Here is a 17,440-nt window from a genome sequence, read left to right on the forward strand (position 1 = left end):
GCGGCAAGGTTTAGCGGGGCGGAACCGCGAGGCCGCGGCTGCGAACCCAGCCTTTGGAGGTCAGGCGTTCCTGCGGCTGGAAGCGCTCCTTGTAGCGCATCTTGCGCGAGCCCTCGATCCAATAGCCCAGATACACATAGGGGTATCCCATGGACCGCGCGTACTCGACATGTTCGAGGATCATATACGTGCCGAGACTGCGCGGGGCCCAATCCGGATCGAAGAAGCTGTAGACCATGGAGATGCCGTCACTCAGCCGGTCGCACAGGGCGGCGGCGACCAGCGGGGCCGCTCCGGTCCGTTCGTCGGGCTTCTGCCGGTACTCGGTGATGAAGGTCTCGACCACGCTGTCTTCCACCATGAGCGAGAAATCGAGAACGCTCATCTCGGCCATACCGCCGTCCCCGTGCCGCGCCTCGATATAGTCGCGGAACAGGCCGTACTGCTCGGAGCTTGGCGCGGCCGGTTTCCGCGTGGCGATCAAATCCCTGTTCTGCCGGGAGATCCGCTTCAAGGACCGCTTGGGCTCGAACTCGTTCACGAGCAGGCGCACGGGGACGCACGCCGAGCAGGCGTCGCAATAGGGCATGTAGGCGATGTTCTGGCTGCGCCGGAATCCGCCCTTGAGCAGATTGTCGATGAGGAAGCCGGGTTTGTCCCGGGTCAGGTGCGTGAAGAGCTTCCGCTCCATCCGGCCCGCCAGATAGGGGCAGGGCTGGGGGGCGGTGATGTAGAACTCCGGAAAGTTATTCTTGTGTTCTGTCACGGCACCGGACCGGAAGCGAATCCAAGTCAATCCTTGAGCTAGCTTAAGCGAGGACCGGCGGCGGGCGCAATCGGCTCGGCACCTGCGGCGGATTGACCCTGGAAAACCCGAAACCGCGCTTCCGGCCCGTTTCCTGTCACATCGGGGCTCGTAAGACCGGGCCGCATCAGTCGCGGGGCTGGAAAGCAGCCGTGGGCCGGTTGATCACGAGAACCCCTGCCAGGATGTCGTGCAAGCAGCGCTTGCGGGAATCGAAGAAGCACCACAGCAGGATCGGGAAGAACAACGTCAGCGAGAACCAGAACAGGAGCGCATGGAACGCCGCGATCAGAGGCGTGACCTTGCCGCCGAACCACATGGGCACGGCGAGCCCCATCGTGCGCTGGCCGATCGTGGACGATTTCGGCCCGCCGATCGTGAAGGCGTTGTAGCCGAGGCCGACAATGGGAAAGATCATCCCGAACAGCAACCAGCCAAGGCCAAGCGTCAGAACGCCGAGCACAGCCACGAAAACAAAGGCGATCACGGTCAGAAGGGCGATGATGACCGCGTCGATGAGGAAGGCGACGCAGCGCTTGCGGATGACCGCGGTGAAGAGCTGAGGCTCCGTCACCGGATTGTAAGCATGAACTTGCGCGGGAAAGGTCGTCTCGCTGCGGGTCATTTGGTTCGACATTGGGTCTCCACGTAAAGGCATAACTGCTGTTCATATGGGAATTCCCTCCCAGATTCGCAACGTGAAGGCGCCGCGGCGGAACTCCAAGCCCCCCGTCGGTTGCCGTCGGCAAGGGGACGCCTTAGGATTCGCGCACGACAGATTCGTCTTTCATCCCCAGGAGCGTCCAGGGAGACAGCGCATGCGGCGGACGGTTTTTGCAGTCGCGCTTGCGGGCCTTCTCGCAAGTGTCGGGCAAGGCCTGGCATGTGAGGGCAGCGACGTCATTTTCGAGGACAAGTTCCAGGACAACGGAGGCGGCTGGTCCCAGAAGGACACCGTCTCGATCGGCGATGGGGCGTTGTCGTTCGCGCTGCCGGCGGACGATATGCAGTCCAATCTCAATGTCATGTTCTCGGTCGACGATGCCGATGTCTGCGTGGAGGCGGTCTGGCCCACGCCCGACGCACCGGCCGAGGGAGATGAGACACCGCAGATTTTAGGCGCGGGGCTCCTCTTTTGGGGCGAGAACAACCGCACGTATTACCAGTTCGGAGTTCTCAACAACGGCCGCTACTGGATCGCGCGCAAACAGGACGCGCCTGGGTCGGGACGATCGCGGCCAATATCGACAGCCCCGCCATCGAGACCGCGCCGGGTGCCTCCAACACTTTGCGTGTCGATGCCAAAGGCAACACGCTTGGCTTCTACATCAATGGCACAAAGGTCCGCGAACTCCGGGGGCAGGCGCCGAAGGGCAGTTGGCGCTTCGGAGTCTCGGGCGACAATTTCGACAAGAGCGACGAAGCGACGGTGCTCTTCACCAAGATGAAGGTCACGGACTAAGCGCGCTGCGCCGTCAGTACTGGCCCTTCAGGAGACGGGCCACTTCCGGGGCGAAATAGCTGAAAACGCCGTCGGCGCCGGCTCGCTTGAAGGCGAGCAGCGTCTCCAGCACCACCCGTTCCCGGTCCAGCCAGCCATGCTCGGCGGCGGCAACGAGGGCGGCATACTCCCCTGAGGTTTGATAGGCGAAGGTCGGCAGGCCGAAGGCCTCCTTCACACGCCAGACGATGTCGAGATAAGGGAGGCCGGGCTTGACCATGACCATGTCGGCGCCCTCGGCCACGTCGAAGGCCACTTCGCGCAGCGCCTCGCCGCCGTTGGCGGGATCCATCTGATAGGTCTTCTTGTCGCCGCGCAACTGCGCGCCCGAGCCGACCGCGTCCCGGAACGGACCGTAGAATGCTGAGGCGTATTTCGCCGCGTAGCTCATGATCTGGGTGTCGGCGAAACCGTTGGCCTCGAGCGCGGCCCGGATGGCGCCGACGCGGCCGTCCATCATGTCGGACGGCGCGATCACATCGCAGCCGGCCTCGGCCTGAACCAGCGCCTGGGTGACCAGCGCCTCGACGGAACGGTCGTTGTCGATCCTGCCGTCTTCGTCCAGCAGTCCGTCATGGCCATGGCTCGTATAGGGATCGAGCGCCACGTCGCACACAATGCCGATTTCCGGCACGGCCTGTTTGACGGCCCGCACGGCGCGGCAGACCAAATTGCCCGGATTGAAGGCCTGGGTTCCGGCCTCGTCGCGCAAGGACGGATCCGTATAGGGAAAGAGTGCAATCGCCGGGAGCCCGATTTCCGCGGCATCCTCCGCGGCTCTGACCGCAAGATCGATGGACAGCCGCGCGACGCCCGGCATGGCATCGACTTCCTCGCGGGCCCTGTCGCCGTCGATGATGAAGATCGGCCAGATCAGGTCGTCCGGCGTAAGGTGCATTTCGCGCACGAGGCGCCGGGACCAGTCGGCGCGCCGGTTCCGCCGGAGCCGGGTCGCGGGATAGCCTTGTCCCAGGTCTTTGGGCGTCTCCGCGGTGCCGCGCTTGGCACGTTCGGTCCGGAATGAGACGGTCTTGTCGTCGGGTAATGGCGCCACGCGATACGGATCCTCAAAAGAATTGGCCACAGGCCGTGCACGTCCGAGGGCAGCGAGCCTATCATTCAAGACACGGGTCCCGCCAGAGCCCGTGGCCAACATGGTTTTCCGGCCCCGCCGGTGCGTCCTACTGACAGATTCTCACATAGCGCCGTTTGCGCATGTCGAGATGGAAATGATCGCGGTGGGCCGCGTTCGCTTCGGGACCCAGAACGGTCCAGAAGACCTTGCAGCCGTCTCCGTGGATCGTGCGCAGGAAGCTCTTGGCGTCGGCACGGCTCAAATTGCCTGCCGGAACGGGACCCTCCGGCTCCTCTTCCTCTGGTTCGGCGAACTCGACGGGCGCGGCGAAGACGGGGGCGAAAAAGGGGTTGGTGGCCACCTTCTTCAGCTCCTCCATCTCGTAGCTGTATTGATCGTCCGCGGGCGTCTTCGGAATGACCTTGATGCCAGGTGTCTTGGTCGGCGGGGGCAGCGAGGAGTGATCGCGAAGCGGATTGGGCCTTGGCATCCGCGCAAGCTGCGGCCGGTTCGGTTCGTAGCCGTAGGGCCAATTGCCCAGGATCGGTATCTCCTGGCCCGACGCGAGGACGAAGGCCTTGATGTCCAGCGCATTGGCGCGGGCGTGTTCGCTCAGCTTGGTGTCGGACCGCCCATACTGGTTCCGGCACATATAGGACGCGGCGTTCCTGATCTTCACGACCTGGGTTCCGAGCGCCTTTGCGGTCGGCTGCACCGAGTCTTGAACCATTCGTGCAAGGTCGCTGCGACGGTGCAGTTGACGGTCGCCGGGGGCGAAACGGTGATGGCGGGGTTCTTGCCGATCGACTTCAGCTTGATCGGCGCGGCGGTGCCGCAGGCGCTCTCCGGATCGGATCGAGATGCTCGTACTCGAGGTCGAGCCCATCCAGAAGTTTCACGCACTTCTCGAGCGCTGCCGCGACCTTGGGGTCGACGGCCGCGTCCGGATCGGATCCGCTGCGCACGGGATTGCGCGGTGGAGCCGGTGCGGGGTCGCTTGCACTCTCGGGTACGGGCGCCAACGCGGTTTCGTCCGTTGAGGGTTCGGTGTCCTCTTGCGCCGGCGCCTGCACAGGCGTGGCCGGTTCTTCCGGGACTGTGGCCGGTTCCTCCGGCGCTGCGGCTTCTTCCACGGCAGTGCCCGGCGGCTCCTCTTGAGGCGCGGGTTCGACCTTGGCGGAGGTGGCGGGATCCTCGGCCGGCGTCGTTGGTGTCTCCGGCTTCCGAACGGGGAGGCTTGGATGCTCGACGACGGGCGCCCGCGGCTCGACGCGGCGCTTCGGCCGCAGATCGGGAATTTTCACCGCGAGGCTCTCGAAGGGATTGAGGGGCCGGGCGAGGGCCGGTCCGGGCAGCGGCGTGGCAACGCACAGGCTTGCTGCCAGCGTTCCCCAGGAACACGCCCGCCGCCAGCCCCGTTGCCGTTGACCCGTCATTGCGCGCCCCGTCCGAACGTGCGGCAGGGCAGCGGCTTGTGGTTTGCGCCTTGGGATGGTAGCTGCGCCGGACGGGCCGACACCGCACCTGTTACGCGCGTTTTTGCCGTCGCCCTCGCACTTGGATCCGTTCTTGGGAGCTTACGCGATTGTCCGAACCGCTTGGGATCACGTTCGCCGAACATGACCGTGCCGGCGTCGTCACGCTTGACCGGCCCGCAAGGCTGAACGCGTTGACGCGCGACATGTTCGAGGCTTTGACCGCCAATTACCGCCGCTGGGAACCCGCTGCGCAGATTTACGGCGTGGTGATGGAGTCCACCCACCCCAAGGTGTTCTGCAGCGGTGGCGATCTGAAAGTCCTGAACCAACTCAACCATGACGGCGCCGTCGACGAGATACGCGAATTCTACCGCTCTGCTTATACCCATGTCTGGGTCCTTGAGAAATTCATCCGTCCCAACGTCCCGCTGATCAACGGGCTCGCGTTCGGCGGTGGGGTCGGAATCTCTCTGCTCGGGACTCATTGTATCGCTGGGGAAGGCTATCGGTTCGCGATGCCCCAAGTCGGGATCGGATTTCTGCCCGACATTGGCGGAACCTATTTTCTGCCGCGCCTCTTCGGTTGGGTCGGAACGTATCTGGCTCTCACGGGCGCCGAGATCGGACCGGCCGATGCACATCGTCTACGTCTCGTAAGCCACTATATTCCATCGGCTTATTTCGGCGTGATCAAGGCCGCGCTGTCGGACAATCACCCGATCGACCGGCTTCTGGATGGGCTGCACCAGGACCCGGGCGAAGGCGACCTGGTCCGGATGACCCCCGCCATCAACCGCATCTTCTCCGCGCCGACGGTGGAAGAGATCCTGGAACGCCTCGACGCGGAGCCCGAAGGGCCCTTCGAGGATTGGGCCAAAAAGACGGCGGCAACCCTCCGGCAGAAATCGCCCACTTCACTCAAGATCGCGCTGCAGCAGATGCGGCGCGGCAAGTCGCTGAGCCTGGCCGAGGCCCTGAAGCTGGAATTCCGCCTGGCCTCGCATCTCGTGACCATGCCCGACTTCAAAGAGGGCATCGATGCGAAGATCGCCGGCAAGGGACGGGGGCCGAAATGGACTCCGGAAACCGTTGCCGCGGTGGACGATGCGCGCATCGAACGGCTGTTCGAAACCCCCGTGGACGGTGAACTCGAGCTTAACGAGCCAGCGTAGATTTTCTAAGAATCGTTGGAATCAAACGCCATCCCCGCAAACATCAACAAGAATTAAGCTTAGAATTTTATCGAGTCTTAAGCGTTCCAATTAAGCGCATCTTAGTCGGCGTGCTCCTATACTCATCGCCAAGTTGGGGATAAACAACAACTAAATGGGGTTGGCGATGAATGTAGCTTTGAAAATGGGGACGGATGCAAGCGCCGTTGAGGAAAAAGACCTTAAGAGTTCTTATCTCGGCTCGCTGAAATTGATCGAACAACTGCATCGGTTGCTTTTGGATGTTATTAAAGATGAGTTCGAGCGTCTTGGCCGCACGGACGTGAATAGTATCCAAGCACTGCTGCTTTACAATATCGGCGACGATGAAGTCACGGCCGGAGAATTGACGGGCCGCGGCTACTATCTTGGCTCGAACGTTTCTTACAATCTCAAGAAGCTCGTCCAGGCCGGTTTCGTCAATCATCAGCGTTCGACCACCGATCGACGCTCGGTCCGTGTGAGCCTCACAGAAAAAGGCCGTGAAGTTTCCGACGTGGTCAACCGGTTGTTTGAGCGCCAGCTCGGCTCGCTGGAACCTGTCGGGGGCGTCGCTCAAGACGATCTCGAGCGCCTGAACAAGTCCATGTTCCGCCTGCAGCGTTTCTGGTCGGACCAGATCCGCTATCAGCTTTAGACCGGTCGAGCGCCGGAGCAACGCCGCGACCCGCAAGGCCGCCCGGGAGGCCAAATCCTCCCGGGACGCGCCGCGCCGTGCCGCAAGGCCCACGTCCCGCAGCAAGGCCCGCGTCTCGGCACGCAATACACCCAAATTCGACAAAATCTTCCTTCAGGGTCGTCAGTTGACGGTGTGACCGCGCTTTGCGGCGCGGCTTTCGGGGGACCAAACCAGCCCAGAGGTGCTTTGGTGGGGTCCGCGGGCCCGATCCGGGGCCTCGCCTTACGGTGGTTAAGGGTTTGTAAGGCTCCGCCTGGATTCAATGGCGCCCGAAACGGGTAGAGCTACGGCAGCAATCCGCTTATAGTAGAGCGGAAACGCGTTGCTGCAGGTGAGGGGAGCGGCGCATGCTCAAATTGAACACGCTTGTGAAGCACGGGTCACGCCTGACGGTGGCAGGACTCGTGGCGACGCTCGTCTGCGTCGGCGCTGCGCCTCTGTATGCCGGCCCGTTCAACATGTTCAAGAGCCGGGACGATCAAAGCCAACCCACCGCGCAAAGCGGTAACAGCAGCGGTGGCGGCGGTCTGTTCGGCGGTCTGTTCAATGGCGGGTCGCGCAACGCGCGGCCCCAAGGCGAGGTGACACGTTCCGAATTGCCGACCGGCGATCCGGAAGTGGCAATGATCCTCAATCCGGGCCTCGGGACGCCGACGCTTGCGCCCGGGAACGTCGCGGCTACCCGGGCGGCCATTCAGCAGTACCAAGCCATTGTCGCCCAGGGCGGGTGGCCCATGGTTCAGGCCGTGGCCATGAAGCCGGGCCGGCGTGGCACCAACATTCAAACGCTGCAGCGCCGGCTGCAAATCAGTGGCGACCTGGTGACGAATTACGAGCCGGGCCGGTACGACAACGCCACCGTCGCGGCGGTGAAGCGTTTTCAATACCGCCACGGTCTCCCGGCAACGGGCGTCGTCGACTCCAAGGCCACGGTCGCCGCGCTCAACGTGCCGGCAGGCACGCGGCTGGCCCAGCTCCAGGCAAGCCTGAAGCGTCTCCAAGTCCGGGCCGGCAAGACGACCAACCGGTATATTCAGGTCAATGTTCCCGCGGCGCAGGTGGAAGCGGTGCGCGGCGGCCGCGTCGAACTGCGGAATACCGCCGTGGTCGGCAAGGTTGAGCATCCGACGCCGACTTTGGCCAGCAAGGTCTCGCAGGTGAAGTTCAACCCCTATTGGAACGTGCCGACCAGCATCGTCAAAGCCGACCTGATCCCGAAGGGGCGCCAGTTCGCGAGCCGCGGTCAAGACATGCTCGCCGCGTATCACATGGAAGCTCTCGACCGGCAGGGGAACATCGTCGATTCCCGCACGATCGATTGGTACGGCAACGACGTCTACACCTACCGCTATCGTCAGAGGCCCTGGGAAGAGAACTCCCTCGGCTACATCAAGATCGATTTCCCGAACAAGGACGCGGTGTACATTCACGACACGCCGCTGAAGAGCCTGTTCGGCAAGGCGGTGCGGTTCGAGAGCCACGGCTGCGTCCGGACGCACAATGTCGACCGGCTGGCGGCTTGGGTGCTCGACAACAACCCGTCCTGGAACCTGTCGCGCATCCAGTCCTTGAGGCACACCTCGGTGCAGGAGAACGTCCAGGCGACGCAGACCATCGGGGTCTACTTCACCTATATCAGCGCCTGGGGCACACCCGACGGCCTGATCCACTTCCGCCCCGACGTCTACGGGCTCGATACGCGCGGAACCTACGCCTCGAACTACTAAGCGCTGAGCTTCACCGGCACCTTTAAATAGTGGACGCCGTTTTTGTCCGCAGGCGGAAGGTTGCCGGCGCGCATGTTCACTTGGATCGACGGTAGCAGGAGCACGGGCGCGGCAAGGTTTGCGTCCCGGGCTTCGCGCATCGCAACGAACGCATCCTCACTGACGCCGTCCCGCACATGGGCGTTGTGCGCGCGCTGTTCGGCCACGGTCGTCTCCCAGGCGTAAATGTCCCGTCCCGGCGCCTTGTAATCGTGGCACATGAAGAGCCGCGTTTCCGGCGGCAGGGCGAGGAGCCGTTTGATGGACCGGTAGAGCGTCCTGGCATTGCCGCCGGGAAAGTCCGCGCGCGCGGTGCCGTAATCGGGCATGAACAGCGTGTCGCCCACAAAGACGGCGTCGCCGATCTTGTAGGCGATGTCGGCGGGCGTGTGACCGGGCACGAACAAGACCTCTACCTCCAGGTCGCCCAAGGCAAACCGCTCGCCGTCCGCAAAGAGGTGGTCGAACTCGGCGCCTTCGCCGCTGACATCCTCCGCATTGAACACCGGCCGGAAGATCTTCTGGACGTCTCTGACATGCTCCCCAATGCCGACCTTGGCGCCGGACTTCAGCTTGATATAGGGCGCGCCCGAAAGATGATCCGCATGGACATGGGTCTCGAGCACCCAGACGACGCGAAGACCGTCCTCCGAAGCGGCGGCAAGAATGGCGTCGGCGGATTCCGTTGCCGCCTTTCCCGACTTGTGATCGTAGTCGAGGACAGGGTCGATGACCGCCGCCTGCTTCGTCTGTGGATCGGACACGAGATAGCTCACCGTGTTGGTGGTCTCGTCGAAGAAGGCACGGATGTTGGGGCTGCCGGGCATTGGAGAACTCCTCGGAGGGTTGTCGTCCATGATCGGTTGACTAGAATATTAGCAAGCGCTAAATTAGCAATACCTAATACGAAGGTGGTTCGGAACCATGGCAGGCGCCCCAAGAGATTTCGCGACATTCGAAGACAATGCCGCCCTGGTTGCGAGCATCCTGCGTGCGCTCGCCAACGAGCGTCGCTTGATGATTTTATGCAAGCTGGCCGAATGGGGCGAGGCGAGCGTGGGCTCCCTGTCGGAGGCGGCCGGGCTCTCCCAGTCGGCGACCTCCCAGCACCTCGCCAAGATGCGGGACGAGGGGCTCGTCGATTTCCGCCGGGATGGCCAGACCCTCTGGTACCGCATTGCCGAACCGCGTACGGAGCTTCTGCTGGGCTATCTCCAGAAGCTCTATTGCCCCAACGATTGAAAACCATAGAAGATCAGGAGTTCCTTAATGAGCCTTCCCACCATCAGCCCCGAAGATGCCAAACGTCTCATCGAACAAGGCGGTACGCTGATTGACATTCGCGGTACGGACGAGCGCGCCCGCGAACAGATTCCGGGCTCAAAGCATGGTTCGTTGACGAACCTGACCGAGTTTTCGGGGACGGGAGCGCCGATCATCTATCATTGCCGGTCGGGCATGCGCACGGCGCAGAGTGCGGAGCGCTTGCGCGCGGCGACGCCCTGCGAGGCCTATATCCTCGAAGGCGGCCTCGATGCCTGGAAGAAGGCGGGGCTGCCCATCTTCACGGACAAGAACCAGCCGATCGAGATGCAGCGCCAGGTGATGATCGGTGCCGGCAGCCTCGTGCTGCTTGGCATGCTGCTCGGCACGTTCGCCACACCGGCCTTCTACTGGCTGGCCGCCTTCGTCGGCGCCGGCCTCGTCTTCGCCGGCGTGACAGGCTTCTGCGCCATGGCCAAGGTCCTGGCGGCGATGCCTTGGAACCGCACGGCCGCAGCCTGAGGGACGTCCCGCCCGGGCGCATTCCGGTTGTCGGCCCGTCTTGATCGGGCACGTCGGGCGGCGCAAGGCTCGGGCTCATCGGGGGGCCTCGCCGCGCGCTGACGCACGTCTGCATTTCACCGGCCAATTGGCTGGAAACAGCTAGTTTTTCTCCTCTCACACATTATTCTGAGCAAGCCGGTTCTACTCTTGGGGTGTTGCTAGCATCGCCCCGCGACATGTGGTAGAGCCAGCCCACTCAGCCTGAGGCCGTATGTCTGAGACCGTTTCAGCAGCGGTGACCGCCAGGCCCAAAAAAATGAGTTTGAGCCCGAGGAGCAATTTCAGATGACGGCCAGTGATTTTTTCAACAAGCACGCAAAAGATTCCGATCCAGATGTTTGGGGCGCGATCGAGCGCGAAGGGCGCCGTCAGCAAGACGAGATCGAACTGATTGCCTCGGAGAACATCGTCTCCCAGGCCGTACTGGATGCCGTCGGGACGCTCCTCACCAACAAATATGCTGAAGGTTATCCGGGTCGCCGCTATTACGGCGGCTGCCAGTATGTGGACGAGGTCGAGACGCTCGCCATCGATCGCGCCAAGCAGCTTTTCGACTGCGAGTTCGCGAACGTGCAGCCTCATTCCGGCTCCCAGGCCAACCAGTCGGTCATGCTCGCGCTGATCAAGCCAGGCGACACGATCATGGGCATGAGCCTCGCCGCGGGCGGTCATCTGACCCACGGCGCACCCCCGAACGAGTCCGGCAAATGGTTCAACGCGGTCCAGTATGGCGTGACCGAGGACACCAACCTGATCGATTACGACGAGGTCGAGCGCCTGGCCAAGGAGCACAAGCCGAAGCTGATCATCGCGGGCGGCTCCGCCTATCCGCGGCAGATCGACTTCAAGCGCTTCCGCGAGATCGCGGACCAGGTCGGCGCCTATTTCCACGTCGACATGGCCCATTTTGCGGGTCTCGTGGCCGCGGGTCTGCATCCGAGCCCGCTTCCTTACGCCGATGTCTGCACCACGACGACCCACAAGACCCTGCGCGGTCCGCGTTCGGGTCTCGTCGTGTCGAACAATCCCGACATCGGCAAGAAGATCAACTCGGCCGTGTTCCCGGGTCTCCAGGGCGGTCCGCTGATGCACGTGATCGCAGGCAAGGCCGTGGCCTTCGGCGAGGCCCTGCAGCCCTCGTTCAAGACCTATATCCAGCAGGTCGTGGACAATTGCCGGACGCTCGGCGAGACCCTGGTCGATGGCGGTCTCGCGCTCGTCTCCGGCGGCACCGACACCCATTTGATCCTGGTGGACATGCGGCCGAAGAAGCTCACCGGCAAGGCGGCGGAAGAGGCGCTCGGCCGGGCCTTCATCACCTGCAACAAGAACGGCGTGCCGTTCGATCCGGAGAAGCCCATGGTCACGTCCGGCATTCGTCTGGGCTCGCCGGCCGGCACCACGCGCGGTTTCGGTGTCCCTGAGTTCCAGGCGATCGGCGGCATGATCCTCGAAGTGCTCGACGGACTCGTCGCCAACGGCGAGGAGGGCAACGGCGCCGTGGAGGAGAAGGTGAAACAGCAGGCCATCGAGCTCTGCGGACGCTTCCCGATCTACTCGGTCTAGGTGCCGTACGGCTTGGTGTTGACTAAGAGGAGGGCGATCGCCCATGCGGTGCCCTTATTGCGGCAGCACCAACACCCAGGTGAAGGACTCGCGCCCAAGCGAGGACAATACGACGATAAGGCGCCGCCGCGTCTGCGCGGATTGCGGCGGCCGCTTTACCACGTTCGAACGCGTTCAGCTCCGTGAACTGACGGTCATCAAGCGGAGCGGGCGCCGCATCCCCTTCGATCGCGACAAGCTGATGCGCTCCGTACAGATTGCGTTGCGCAAGCGGCCTGTGGATCCGGAGCGCACGGAACGCATGGTCAGCGGCATCGTGCGCAGGCTCGAGAACATGGGCGAAAGCGATATTCATTCGGAGACCATCGGTCATCTGGTCATGGAAGCGCTCAAAGGGCTGGACGACGTCGCCTATGTTCGCTTCGCCTCGGTCTACAAGAATTTTCGCGAAGCGAAGGATTTCGAGGCGTTGCTGGGTGAACTTGCCGGTACGGAAGGCAAGGAAGCCGATCTCGATTCGGATGAACCGTCCGCACTCGAAGACTGAAGCAAGGCGCCCATTCATGAGCACGCGCGATGCGCATCACATGTCTCAAGCGGTTCGGATGGCCCGGCGCGGCCTCGGCCTGGCCTGGCCCAACCCGGCCGTCGGCGCCATCGTAGTTGCGCCGACCGGCGAGATCGTGGGGCGCGGCTGGACGCGCCCGGCGGCCGGCCCCATGCCGAAGCCATCGCCCTGGACGCGCGGGCCAGCGCTCGCAAGGCAGCACGCTCTACGTCACCTTGGAGCCTTGCGCCCATGAAGGCGGGCGCGGCGCGCCGTGCGCCAATGTGATCGCCGCTGCGCAGGTCGCGCGCGTCGTGATCGGCATTCGCGACCCCGATCCGCGCACGGCGGGGCGCGGGATCGACAAACTCAAAGCGGCGGGCATCGAGGTCATTGAAGGCGTGGGCGCGGCGGAGGCCGCATCGGTGACCCTGGGTCACCTCATGCGGGTGACGGAAGGGCGCCCGGCGGTCACGTTGAAGATGGCGGTCGGATCCGACGGACGCATCCCTCGAGGCGATGGCGAGCCGGTCTGGATCACCGGACGTCAGGCCCGCGCCCACGGCCATCTCCTGCGCGCCATGAACGATGCCATTCTGGTCGGCCGGGGCACGGTCGCGGCGGACAACCCCTCGCTCACCTGCCGGCTTCCCGGCATGTCGTGCCGCTCCCCCGTCCGTGTGATCCTCGACCGGCGCCTGCGCACCCCGCCCGACGTGAAACTCTTCGAGGACGTGATGGTGCCGGTTTGGCTCGTCTGCGCGGCGGGCGAGGATCAACCCAATGCGAACCTACTTCACGACCACGGTGCCGAGATCGTTCCCGTCCCGGTCGACGATTTCGGCATGATCGATCCGCAGGATACGTTGGAGACCCTCGCGCACCGTGGCATCACTCGTGTGCTGATCGAAGGCGGACCGTCAGTCGCGCAAACCTTTGTCGAGGCCGATCTCGTCGACGAGTTCGTGCTCTATCAGGGCCCGAGCCCGTGGGTGAGGACGGGTTGATCCCGTTCGGCGGCGAAGGCCTTGATCGCTTTGCGGCAAACGGCCATTTCACATTTATTGCCACGCGTTTCTTCGGCCCGGACCGGATGACGTGGTGGCGCAGGATGAGATCATGTTCACTGGCATTGTCAGCGGCCTAGGTACGCTCGTTGCGCGCAAGGGTTCCTGTTTCGTCATCCAGACGCCCTACAAGCGCAAAACGCTGGAACTCGGTGCGTCGATCGCCTTCGACGGCTGCTGCCTCACGCTCACCGGGATCGAGAAGGAGAAGGGCAGCGGCGCGCGCGTCACGGTCGACGTATCCAACGAGACGCTCAGCCACACAACCATGGGAAGCTGGGAACCGGGGCGCAAAATCAATCTGGAACGCGCTCTTGCGCTCGGCGAGGAACTGGGGGGTCATATCGTCACGGGGCACGTGGACGGCGTCGCGAAAATCGTGTCGCGCTTCCCCGATGGCGACAGCGTCCGGTTCCTCGTGGAAGTGCCGCCCGCGTTCGCGAAATTCGTTGCGTCCAAAGGCTCGATTGCCCTGAATGGCGTGTCGCTGACGATCAACGAAGTGGAGGGGACGCGCTTCGACGTGAACATCATCCCCTACACGCTGACCCATACGAGCTGGGGCGACCTGCGGCCCGGCGATCTGGTAAACCTTGAAGTCGATTTGCTCGCGCGTTACGTGGCGCGGTTGGCGCAAACGGAAGGAACGCATTCGTGACGGCTTTGACTGCGGCGGAAACCACGGAACTCCACCGGCTGTTGTCGCCCATCGAGGAAGTGATCGAGGACGCCCGCAACGGCAGGATGTTCATTCTTGTCGACGCGGAGGACCGCGAGAACGAGGGCGACCTCGTGATCCCGGCCCAGATGGCGACGTCCGACACCATCAATTTCATGGCCAAGCACGGCCGTGGACTGATCTGCCTGTCCGTCACCAACGATCGTGCGAAACAGCTCCGCTTGGAGCTTATGTCGCAGTCGAACCGCTCCCGGCACTCCACGGCGTTCACGGTGTCGATCGAAGCCCGCGAAGGCGTCTCGACCGGCATCTCCGCGCATGACCGAGCGCATACCATTTCCGTGGCGATCGATCCGACCAAGGATCACCGCGACATCGTCACGCCGGGGCACGTGTTTCCGCTGCTCGCGCGGGAGGGCGGCGTGTTGGTGCGCGCCGGGCACACGGAAGCCGCGGTCGACATCTCGCGCCTGGCCGGGCTCTACCCCGCAGGCGTCATCTGCGAGATCATGAACGACGACGGCACCATGGCCCGTCTGCCGGACCTCGTGGGCTTCGCCGAGCACCACGGCCTGAAGATCGCGACCATCGCCGATCTGATCGCTTACCGCCTGCGCTACGATCATTTGGTCAGGACGGTCGCCGAGACGACGGTGGCCAGTTCGCGCGGCGAACCGTTCCAGGCCAAGGTCTACGCCACCACGGTGGATTCGGTGGAGCATGTCGCCCTGGTCAAGGGAGACGTCAGCTCCGGCGGCCCTGTTCTCGTGCGTGTGCATGCGGTCAACACGCTCGACGACATGCTCACCGCGGGCTGCGACAATTGCGTCCGCAAAGCCATGGACATCGTCGATCGGGAAGGGCGCGGCGTTGTCGTTCTGATCCGCGAATCCCGGCCCGACGCCATTTCGGCAAGCCTCAAGAAGAATCCTGACGCTCGCAGTCATGCCCGGCTGCTGGACTACGGAATCGGCGCGCAGATCCTTCTCGATCTTGGCGTTCGCGAAATGGTCCTGCTTTCGAACTCGCCCGTCCGCAAGATCGTCGGGCTCGAAGGGTATGGGTTGACGGTCGTCGGGCATCGCGGCCTGGAGTGAAGATCATGAGCCGCAAAGGTCCCAATTCCGTCCTCATCATCTCGGCGCGCTTCTACGAAGACATCGCCGACGAGCTTGCCCGTGGCGCCACTGACGAACTGCGCGGCAACGATGTCGAGTTCGAGGAGATCTCCGTCCCCGGCTGCCTCGAGATTCCCCTGGCGCTCAGCCTTGCCCTGGCCAATGGCTTCGTGGGACGCGCGGGGCGGCACCGCGGCGCCATTGCGCTCGGGTGCGTCATTCGCGGGCAGACCAGCCATTTCGATATCGTTGCGCGGGAGTCTGCCGCCGGGATCAACCAGCTCGCCCTCCAGCATGGCGTTCCGATCGGCTCCGGTATCATCACCTGCGAGAGCATGGAGCAGGCGTGGGAACGTGCCAGTGTCGACGGGCGGAACAAGGGCGGCGACGCGGCCCGCGCCTGCCTGACCTTGATGCGCCTCGAAGAGCAGTTTTCCTCCGCGAGCCGCCGCTAGCGACCATGGCCCAGAAACCCAAAGCCACCGACCGGGCTTCCTCCAGGAGCGCCGCGCGCCTTGCGGCGGTTCAGGCGCTCTACCAGATGGACATGACCGGTATCGATTTGAACGACGTGGTTGCCGAGTTCCAGGCCCATCGCTTCGGCCAGGAAGTGGAAGGGGACCGCTATCACGCCGCCGAAGGCGAATTCTTCCACGATCTCGTCGATGGGGTGGTCCGCGAACAGCGCCGCCTCGATCCGATGCTCGATCGGCAACTCGCCGAAGGCTGGCGGCTGAACCGCGTGGACTCCATACTGCGAGCGCTCCTGCGGGCCGCCGCCTTCGAGCTGACGATCCGCGATGACGTACCGGCCCGGGTGGTGATCAACGAATATGTGGACATCGCCCACGCCTTCTTCAGCGGGGACGAGCCCAAGGTGGTCAACGGTGTCCTGGACCGGCTTGCGCGGAAAGAACGGGCCGCGGAGTTCGACCGGACGGCCATCGGCGAGGGCGAGACGACCGGCGAGGGCTGACAAGCGGGAAGGGGATTGGCATGGCACTCGCGGGAGAGTTCGACATCATCGCCCGCATCTTCGCGCCGCTCGCAACGGACGCGAGCGCGCTTGGGCTCAAGGATGACGCCGCCGTTCTGACCGTCACCGACGATCACCAGCTCGTGGTGACCTGCGACACGCTCGTCAGCGGCGTGCATTTCCTGAAAGACGATCCGCCCCGCTCGATCGGGTACAAGGCCCTCGCGGTCAATCTGTCGGACCTGACGGCCAAGGGTGCCCACGGCTATGTCTATACGCTTTCGCTCGCTCTCCCGCGCGAGATGGACATGGCCTGGCTGGAAGCCTTCGCGGCGGGGCTGGCCGAGGTTCAGGATCGGACCGGCATTTCCCTCGTGGGCGGCGATACGACTGCGACATCCGGACCGCCCACCATCACCGTGACGGCCCTCGGCCTCGTCCAGCACGAAGCGGCCATCACGCGGCTTGGCGCCAAGCCCGGCGATCGCCTCTATACCAACGGGACGATCGGGGATGCCTATTTGGGCCTGAAGCTCCTGCAGGATCCCTCTCGTGCGCAAGCCTGGGCGCTGTCCGAAAGCGATGTGGCCTATCTGACGGACCGCTATCGCCGGCCCCCGATCGATACGGATGCCGCGCTCCTGATCCGGAACTTCGCCAAGGCGGCGATCGATATCTCGGACGGACTGGCGGCCGATGCCGAGAAGCTTTGCCAGGTGTCCCATGTGGGCGCCGAAATCGAGGTCGCCCGGATTCCACTCTCGCCGGCCGTCCAGAAGGCGCTTCAGGCGGCGCCGGACCTTCTACGGGATCTGGTTGGGGCGGGGGACGACTACGCGGCCCTCGTCGCCGTCTCCGAAGGCTCGGCCGTGCTGTTTGAATCGGAGGCCGAGTCTCACGGCGTCCCCTTTGTCCAGCTTGGCACGATCACCGGCGCCGATGGGGGCGTTCGCCTCCTTACGCAGGACGGACGCGTACTCGCCTTGGATCGCAAGGGATTCACCCATTTCTAGGCTCCGGGCAGTCTCCTCGGCCTTTGGTATTAACAAGGAGAGCGTCTGTTGCGTCCATGCCGCAATTTTGGCATTTTCCGCCCCGGCTAAGTCCATTCCAGGGGGAAACAAGCGGCGGACACTAGCCATGTC

Annotated in this window: 21 protein-coding genes; 15 read left to right on the plus strand and 6 right to left on the minus strand. The window is 63.7% G+C overall.

Annotated features, from left to right (window positions below; translation table 11 throughout):
* Positions 1-10 precede the first annotated feature (10 nt).
* A complete protein-coding gene (locus tag AUC68_RS11550) occupies positions 11-766 on the minus strand; it encodes an arginyltransferase (protein ID WP_069437751.1) in 756 nt (251 codons plus the stop codon).
* Positions 767-932: 166 nt separating this feature from the next.
* Positions 933-1,442, minus strand: coding sequence for an RDD family protein (locus AUC68_RS11555; protein ID WP_158008301.1), 510 nt, complete (start codon positions 1,440-1,442; stop codon positions 933-935).
* Between the two features lie 498 nt (positions 1,443-1,940).
* Here AUC68_RS11555 and AUC68_RS16475 point away from each other — a divergent pair, with 498 nt between their 5' ends.
* Complete coding sequence (locus AUC68_RS16475; RefSeq protein ID WP_141701239.1) at positions 1,941-2,267, plus strand: hypothetical protein; 327 nt, start codon at positions 1,941-1,943, stop codon at positions 2,265-2,267.
* A 13-nt stretch (positions 2,268-2,280) separates the two neighbouring features.
* Here AUC68_RS16475 and hemB read toward each other — a convergent pair whose 3' ends face one another.
* The 3 genes from hemB to AUC68_RS11570 all read right to left on the minus strand — a co-directional run bounded on the left by hemB (position 2,281) and on the right by AUC68_RS11570 (position 4,817).
* Positions 2,281-3,279, minus strand: a complete 999-nt coding sequence (gene hemB, locus AUC68_RS11560) for a porphobilinogen synthase (protein WP_244500509.1) — start codon at positions 3,277-3,279, stop codon at positions 2,281-2,283.
* Positions 3,280-3,487: 208 nt separating this feature from the next.
* A complete protein-coding gene (locus tag AUC68_RS11565; protein ID WP_069437753.1) occupies positions 3,488-4,111 on the minus strand; it encodes an extensin family protein in 624 nt (207 codons plus the stop codon).
* A gap of 79 nt (positions 4,112-4,190) precedes the next feature.
* Positions 4,191-4,817: a hypothetical protein gene (locus tag AUC68_RS11570; RefSeq protein ID WP_069437754.1), complete on the minus strand. Its 627-nt coding sequence runs from the start codon at positions 4,815-4,817 to the stop codon at positions 4,191-4,193.
* Between the two features lie 149 nt (positions 4,818-4,966).
* Between AUC68_RS11570 and AUC68_RS11575 the strand changes: the two genes are divergently transcribed.
* The 3 genes from AUC68_RS11575 to AUC68_RS11585 all read left to right on the plus strand — a co-directional run bounded on the left by AUC68_RS11575 (position 4,967) and on the right by AUC68_RS11585 (position 8,476).
* The gene (locus AUC68_RS11575) at positions 4,967-6,031 is read left to right on the plus strand and encodes an enoyl-CoA hydratase/isomerase family protein (protein WP_069437755.1); all 1,065 of its coding nucleotides are present in this window, start codon (positions 4,967-4,969) and stop codon (positions 6,029-6,031) included.
* Between the two features lie 154 nt (positions 6,032-6,185).
* A complete protein-coding gene (gene ldtR / locus AUC68_RS11580) occupies positions 6,186-6,707 on the plus strand; it encodes a transcriptional regulator LdtR (RefSeq protein ID WP_083240676.1) in 522 nt (173 codons plus the stop codon).
* 389 nt (positions 6,708-7,096) lie between these two features.
* Positions 7,097-8,476, plus strand: coding sequence for a L,D-transpeptidase family protein (locus AUC68_RS11585; RefSeq protein WP_069437757.1), 1,380 nt, complete (start codon positions 7,097-7,099; stop codon positions 8,474-8,476).
* On the opposite strand, the gene AUC68_RS11590 is transcribed toward AUC68_RS11585, so the two are convergent.
* Positions 8,473-9,342 (minus strand): MBL fold metallo-hydrolase, encoded by an 870-nt coding sequence (locus AUC68_RS11590; protein ID WP_069437758.1) that lies wholly within the window; start codon positions 9,340-9,342, stop codon positions 8,473-8,475. The genes AUC68_RS11585 and AUC68_RS11590 overlap by 4 nt on opposite strands.
* A 97-nt stretch (positions 9,343-9,439) precedes the next feature.
* Between AUC68_RS11590 and AUC68_RS11595 the strand changes: the two genes are divergently transcribed.
* The 11 genes from AUC68_RS11595 (at position 9,440) to thiL (ending at position 17,308) form a co-directional block, all read left to right on the plus strand.
* Positions 9,440-9,757 (plus strand): ArsR/SmtB family transcription factor, encoded by a 318-nt coding sequence (locus AUC68_RS11595; RefSeq protein WP_069437759.1) that lies wholly within the window; start codon positions 9,440-9,442, stop codon positions 9,755-9,757.
* A gap of 27 nt (positions 9,758-9,784) precedes the next feature.
* A complete protein-coding gene (locus AUC68_RS11600) occupies positions 9,785-10,300 on the plus strand; it encodes a rhodanese family protein (RefSeq protein WP_069437760.1) in 516 nt (171 codons plus the stop codon).
* Positions 10,301-10,627: 327 nt separating this feature from the next.
* Positions 10,628-11,908 (plus strand): serine hydroxymethyltransferase, encoded by a 1,281-nt coding sequence (glyA, locus tag AUC68_RS11605; RefSeq protein WP_069437761.1) that lies wholly within the window; start codon positions 10,628-10,630, stop codon positions 11,906-11,908.
* 43 nt (positions 11,909-11,951) lie between these two features.
* Positions 11,952-12,455 carry a transcriptional regulator NrdR gene (nrdR, locus tag AUC68_RS11610; RefSeq protein ID WP_069437762.1) on the plus strand — a complete coding sequence of 168 codons (504 nt, stop codon included), beginning with the start codon at positions 11,952-11,954 and terminating at the stop codon, positions 12,453-12,455.
* A gap of 16 nt (positions 12,456-12,471) precedes the next feature.
* Entirely contained in the window at positions 12,472-12,711 is a 240-nt protein-coding gene (locus AUC68_RS17835; protein ID WP_244500499.1) for a hypothetical protein, read from the plus strand.
* Positions 12,692-13,462: a bifunctional diaminohydroxyphosphoribosylaminopyrimidine deaminase/5-amino-6-(5-phosphoribosylamino)uracil reductase RibD gene (ribD, locus tag AUC68_RS11615; RefSeq protein ID WP_069437763.1), complete on the plus strand. Its 771-nt coding sequence runs from the start codon at positions 12,692-12,694 to the stop codon at positions 13,460-13,462. The genes AUC68_RS17835 and ribD overlap by 20 nt, the downstream gene beginning before the upstream one ends.
* 112 nt (positions 13,463-13,574) lie before the next feature.
* Positions 13,575-14,180 (plus strand): riboflavin synthase, encoded by a 606-nt coding sequence (locus AUC68_RS11620; protein WP_069437824.1) that lies wholly within the window; start codon positions 13,575-13,577, stop codon positions 14,178-14,180.
* On the plus strand, positions 14,177-15,298 hold the full coding sequence (ribB, locus tag AUC68_RS11625; RefSeq protein WP_244500500.1) for a 3,4-dihydroxy-2-butanone-4-phosphate synthase: 1,122 nt from the start codon (positions 14,177-14,179) through the stop codon (positions 15,296-15,298). Before AUC68_RS11620 ends, ribB begins: the two co-directional genes overlap by 4 nt.
* A 5-nt stretch (positions 15,299-15,303) precedes the next feature.
* Positions 15,304-15,774 (plus strand): 6,7-dimethyl-8-ribityllumazine synthase, encoded by a 471-nt coding sequence (gene ribH / locus AUC68_RS11630; RefSeq protein WP_069437825.1) that lies wholly within the window; start codon positions 15,304-15,306, stop codon positions 15,772-15,774.
* A 5-nt stretch (positions 15,775-15,779) separates the two neighbouring features.
* On the plus strand, positions 15,780-16,295 hold the full coding sequence (nusB, locus tag AUC68_RS11635) for a transcription antitermination factor NusB (RefSeq protein ID WP_069437764.1): 516 nt from the start codon (positions 15,780-15,782) through the stop codon (positions 16,293-16,295).
* Positions 16,296-16,315: 20 nt separating this feature from the next.
* Positions 16,316-17,308: a thiamine-phosphate kinase gene (gene thiL, locus AUC68_RS11640; protein WP_069437765.1), complete on the plus strand. Its 993-nt coding sequence runs from the start codon at positions 16,316-16,318 to the stop codon at positions 17,306-17,308.
* Positions 17,309-17,440 lie beyond the last annotated feature (132 nt).

Origin of the sequence: Methyloceanibacter methanicus (assembly GCF_001723285.1) — a bacterium.
Taxonomy (GTDB): Bacteria; Pseudomonadota; Alphaproteobacteria; order Rhizobiales; family Methyloligellaceae; genus Methyloceanibacter; species Methyloceanibacter methanicus.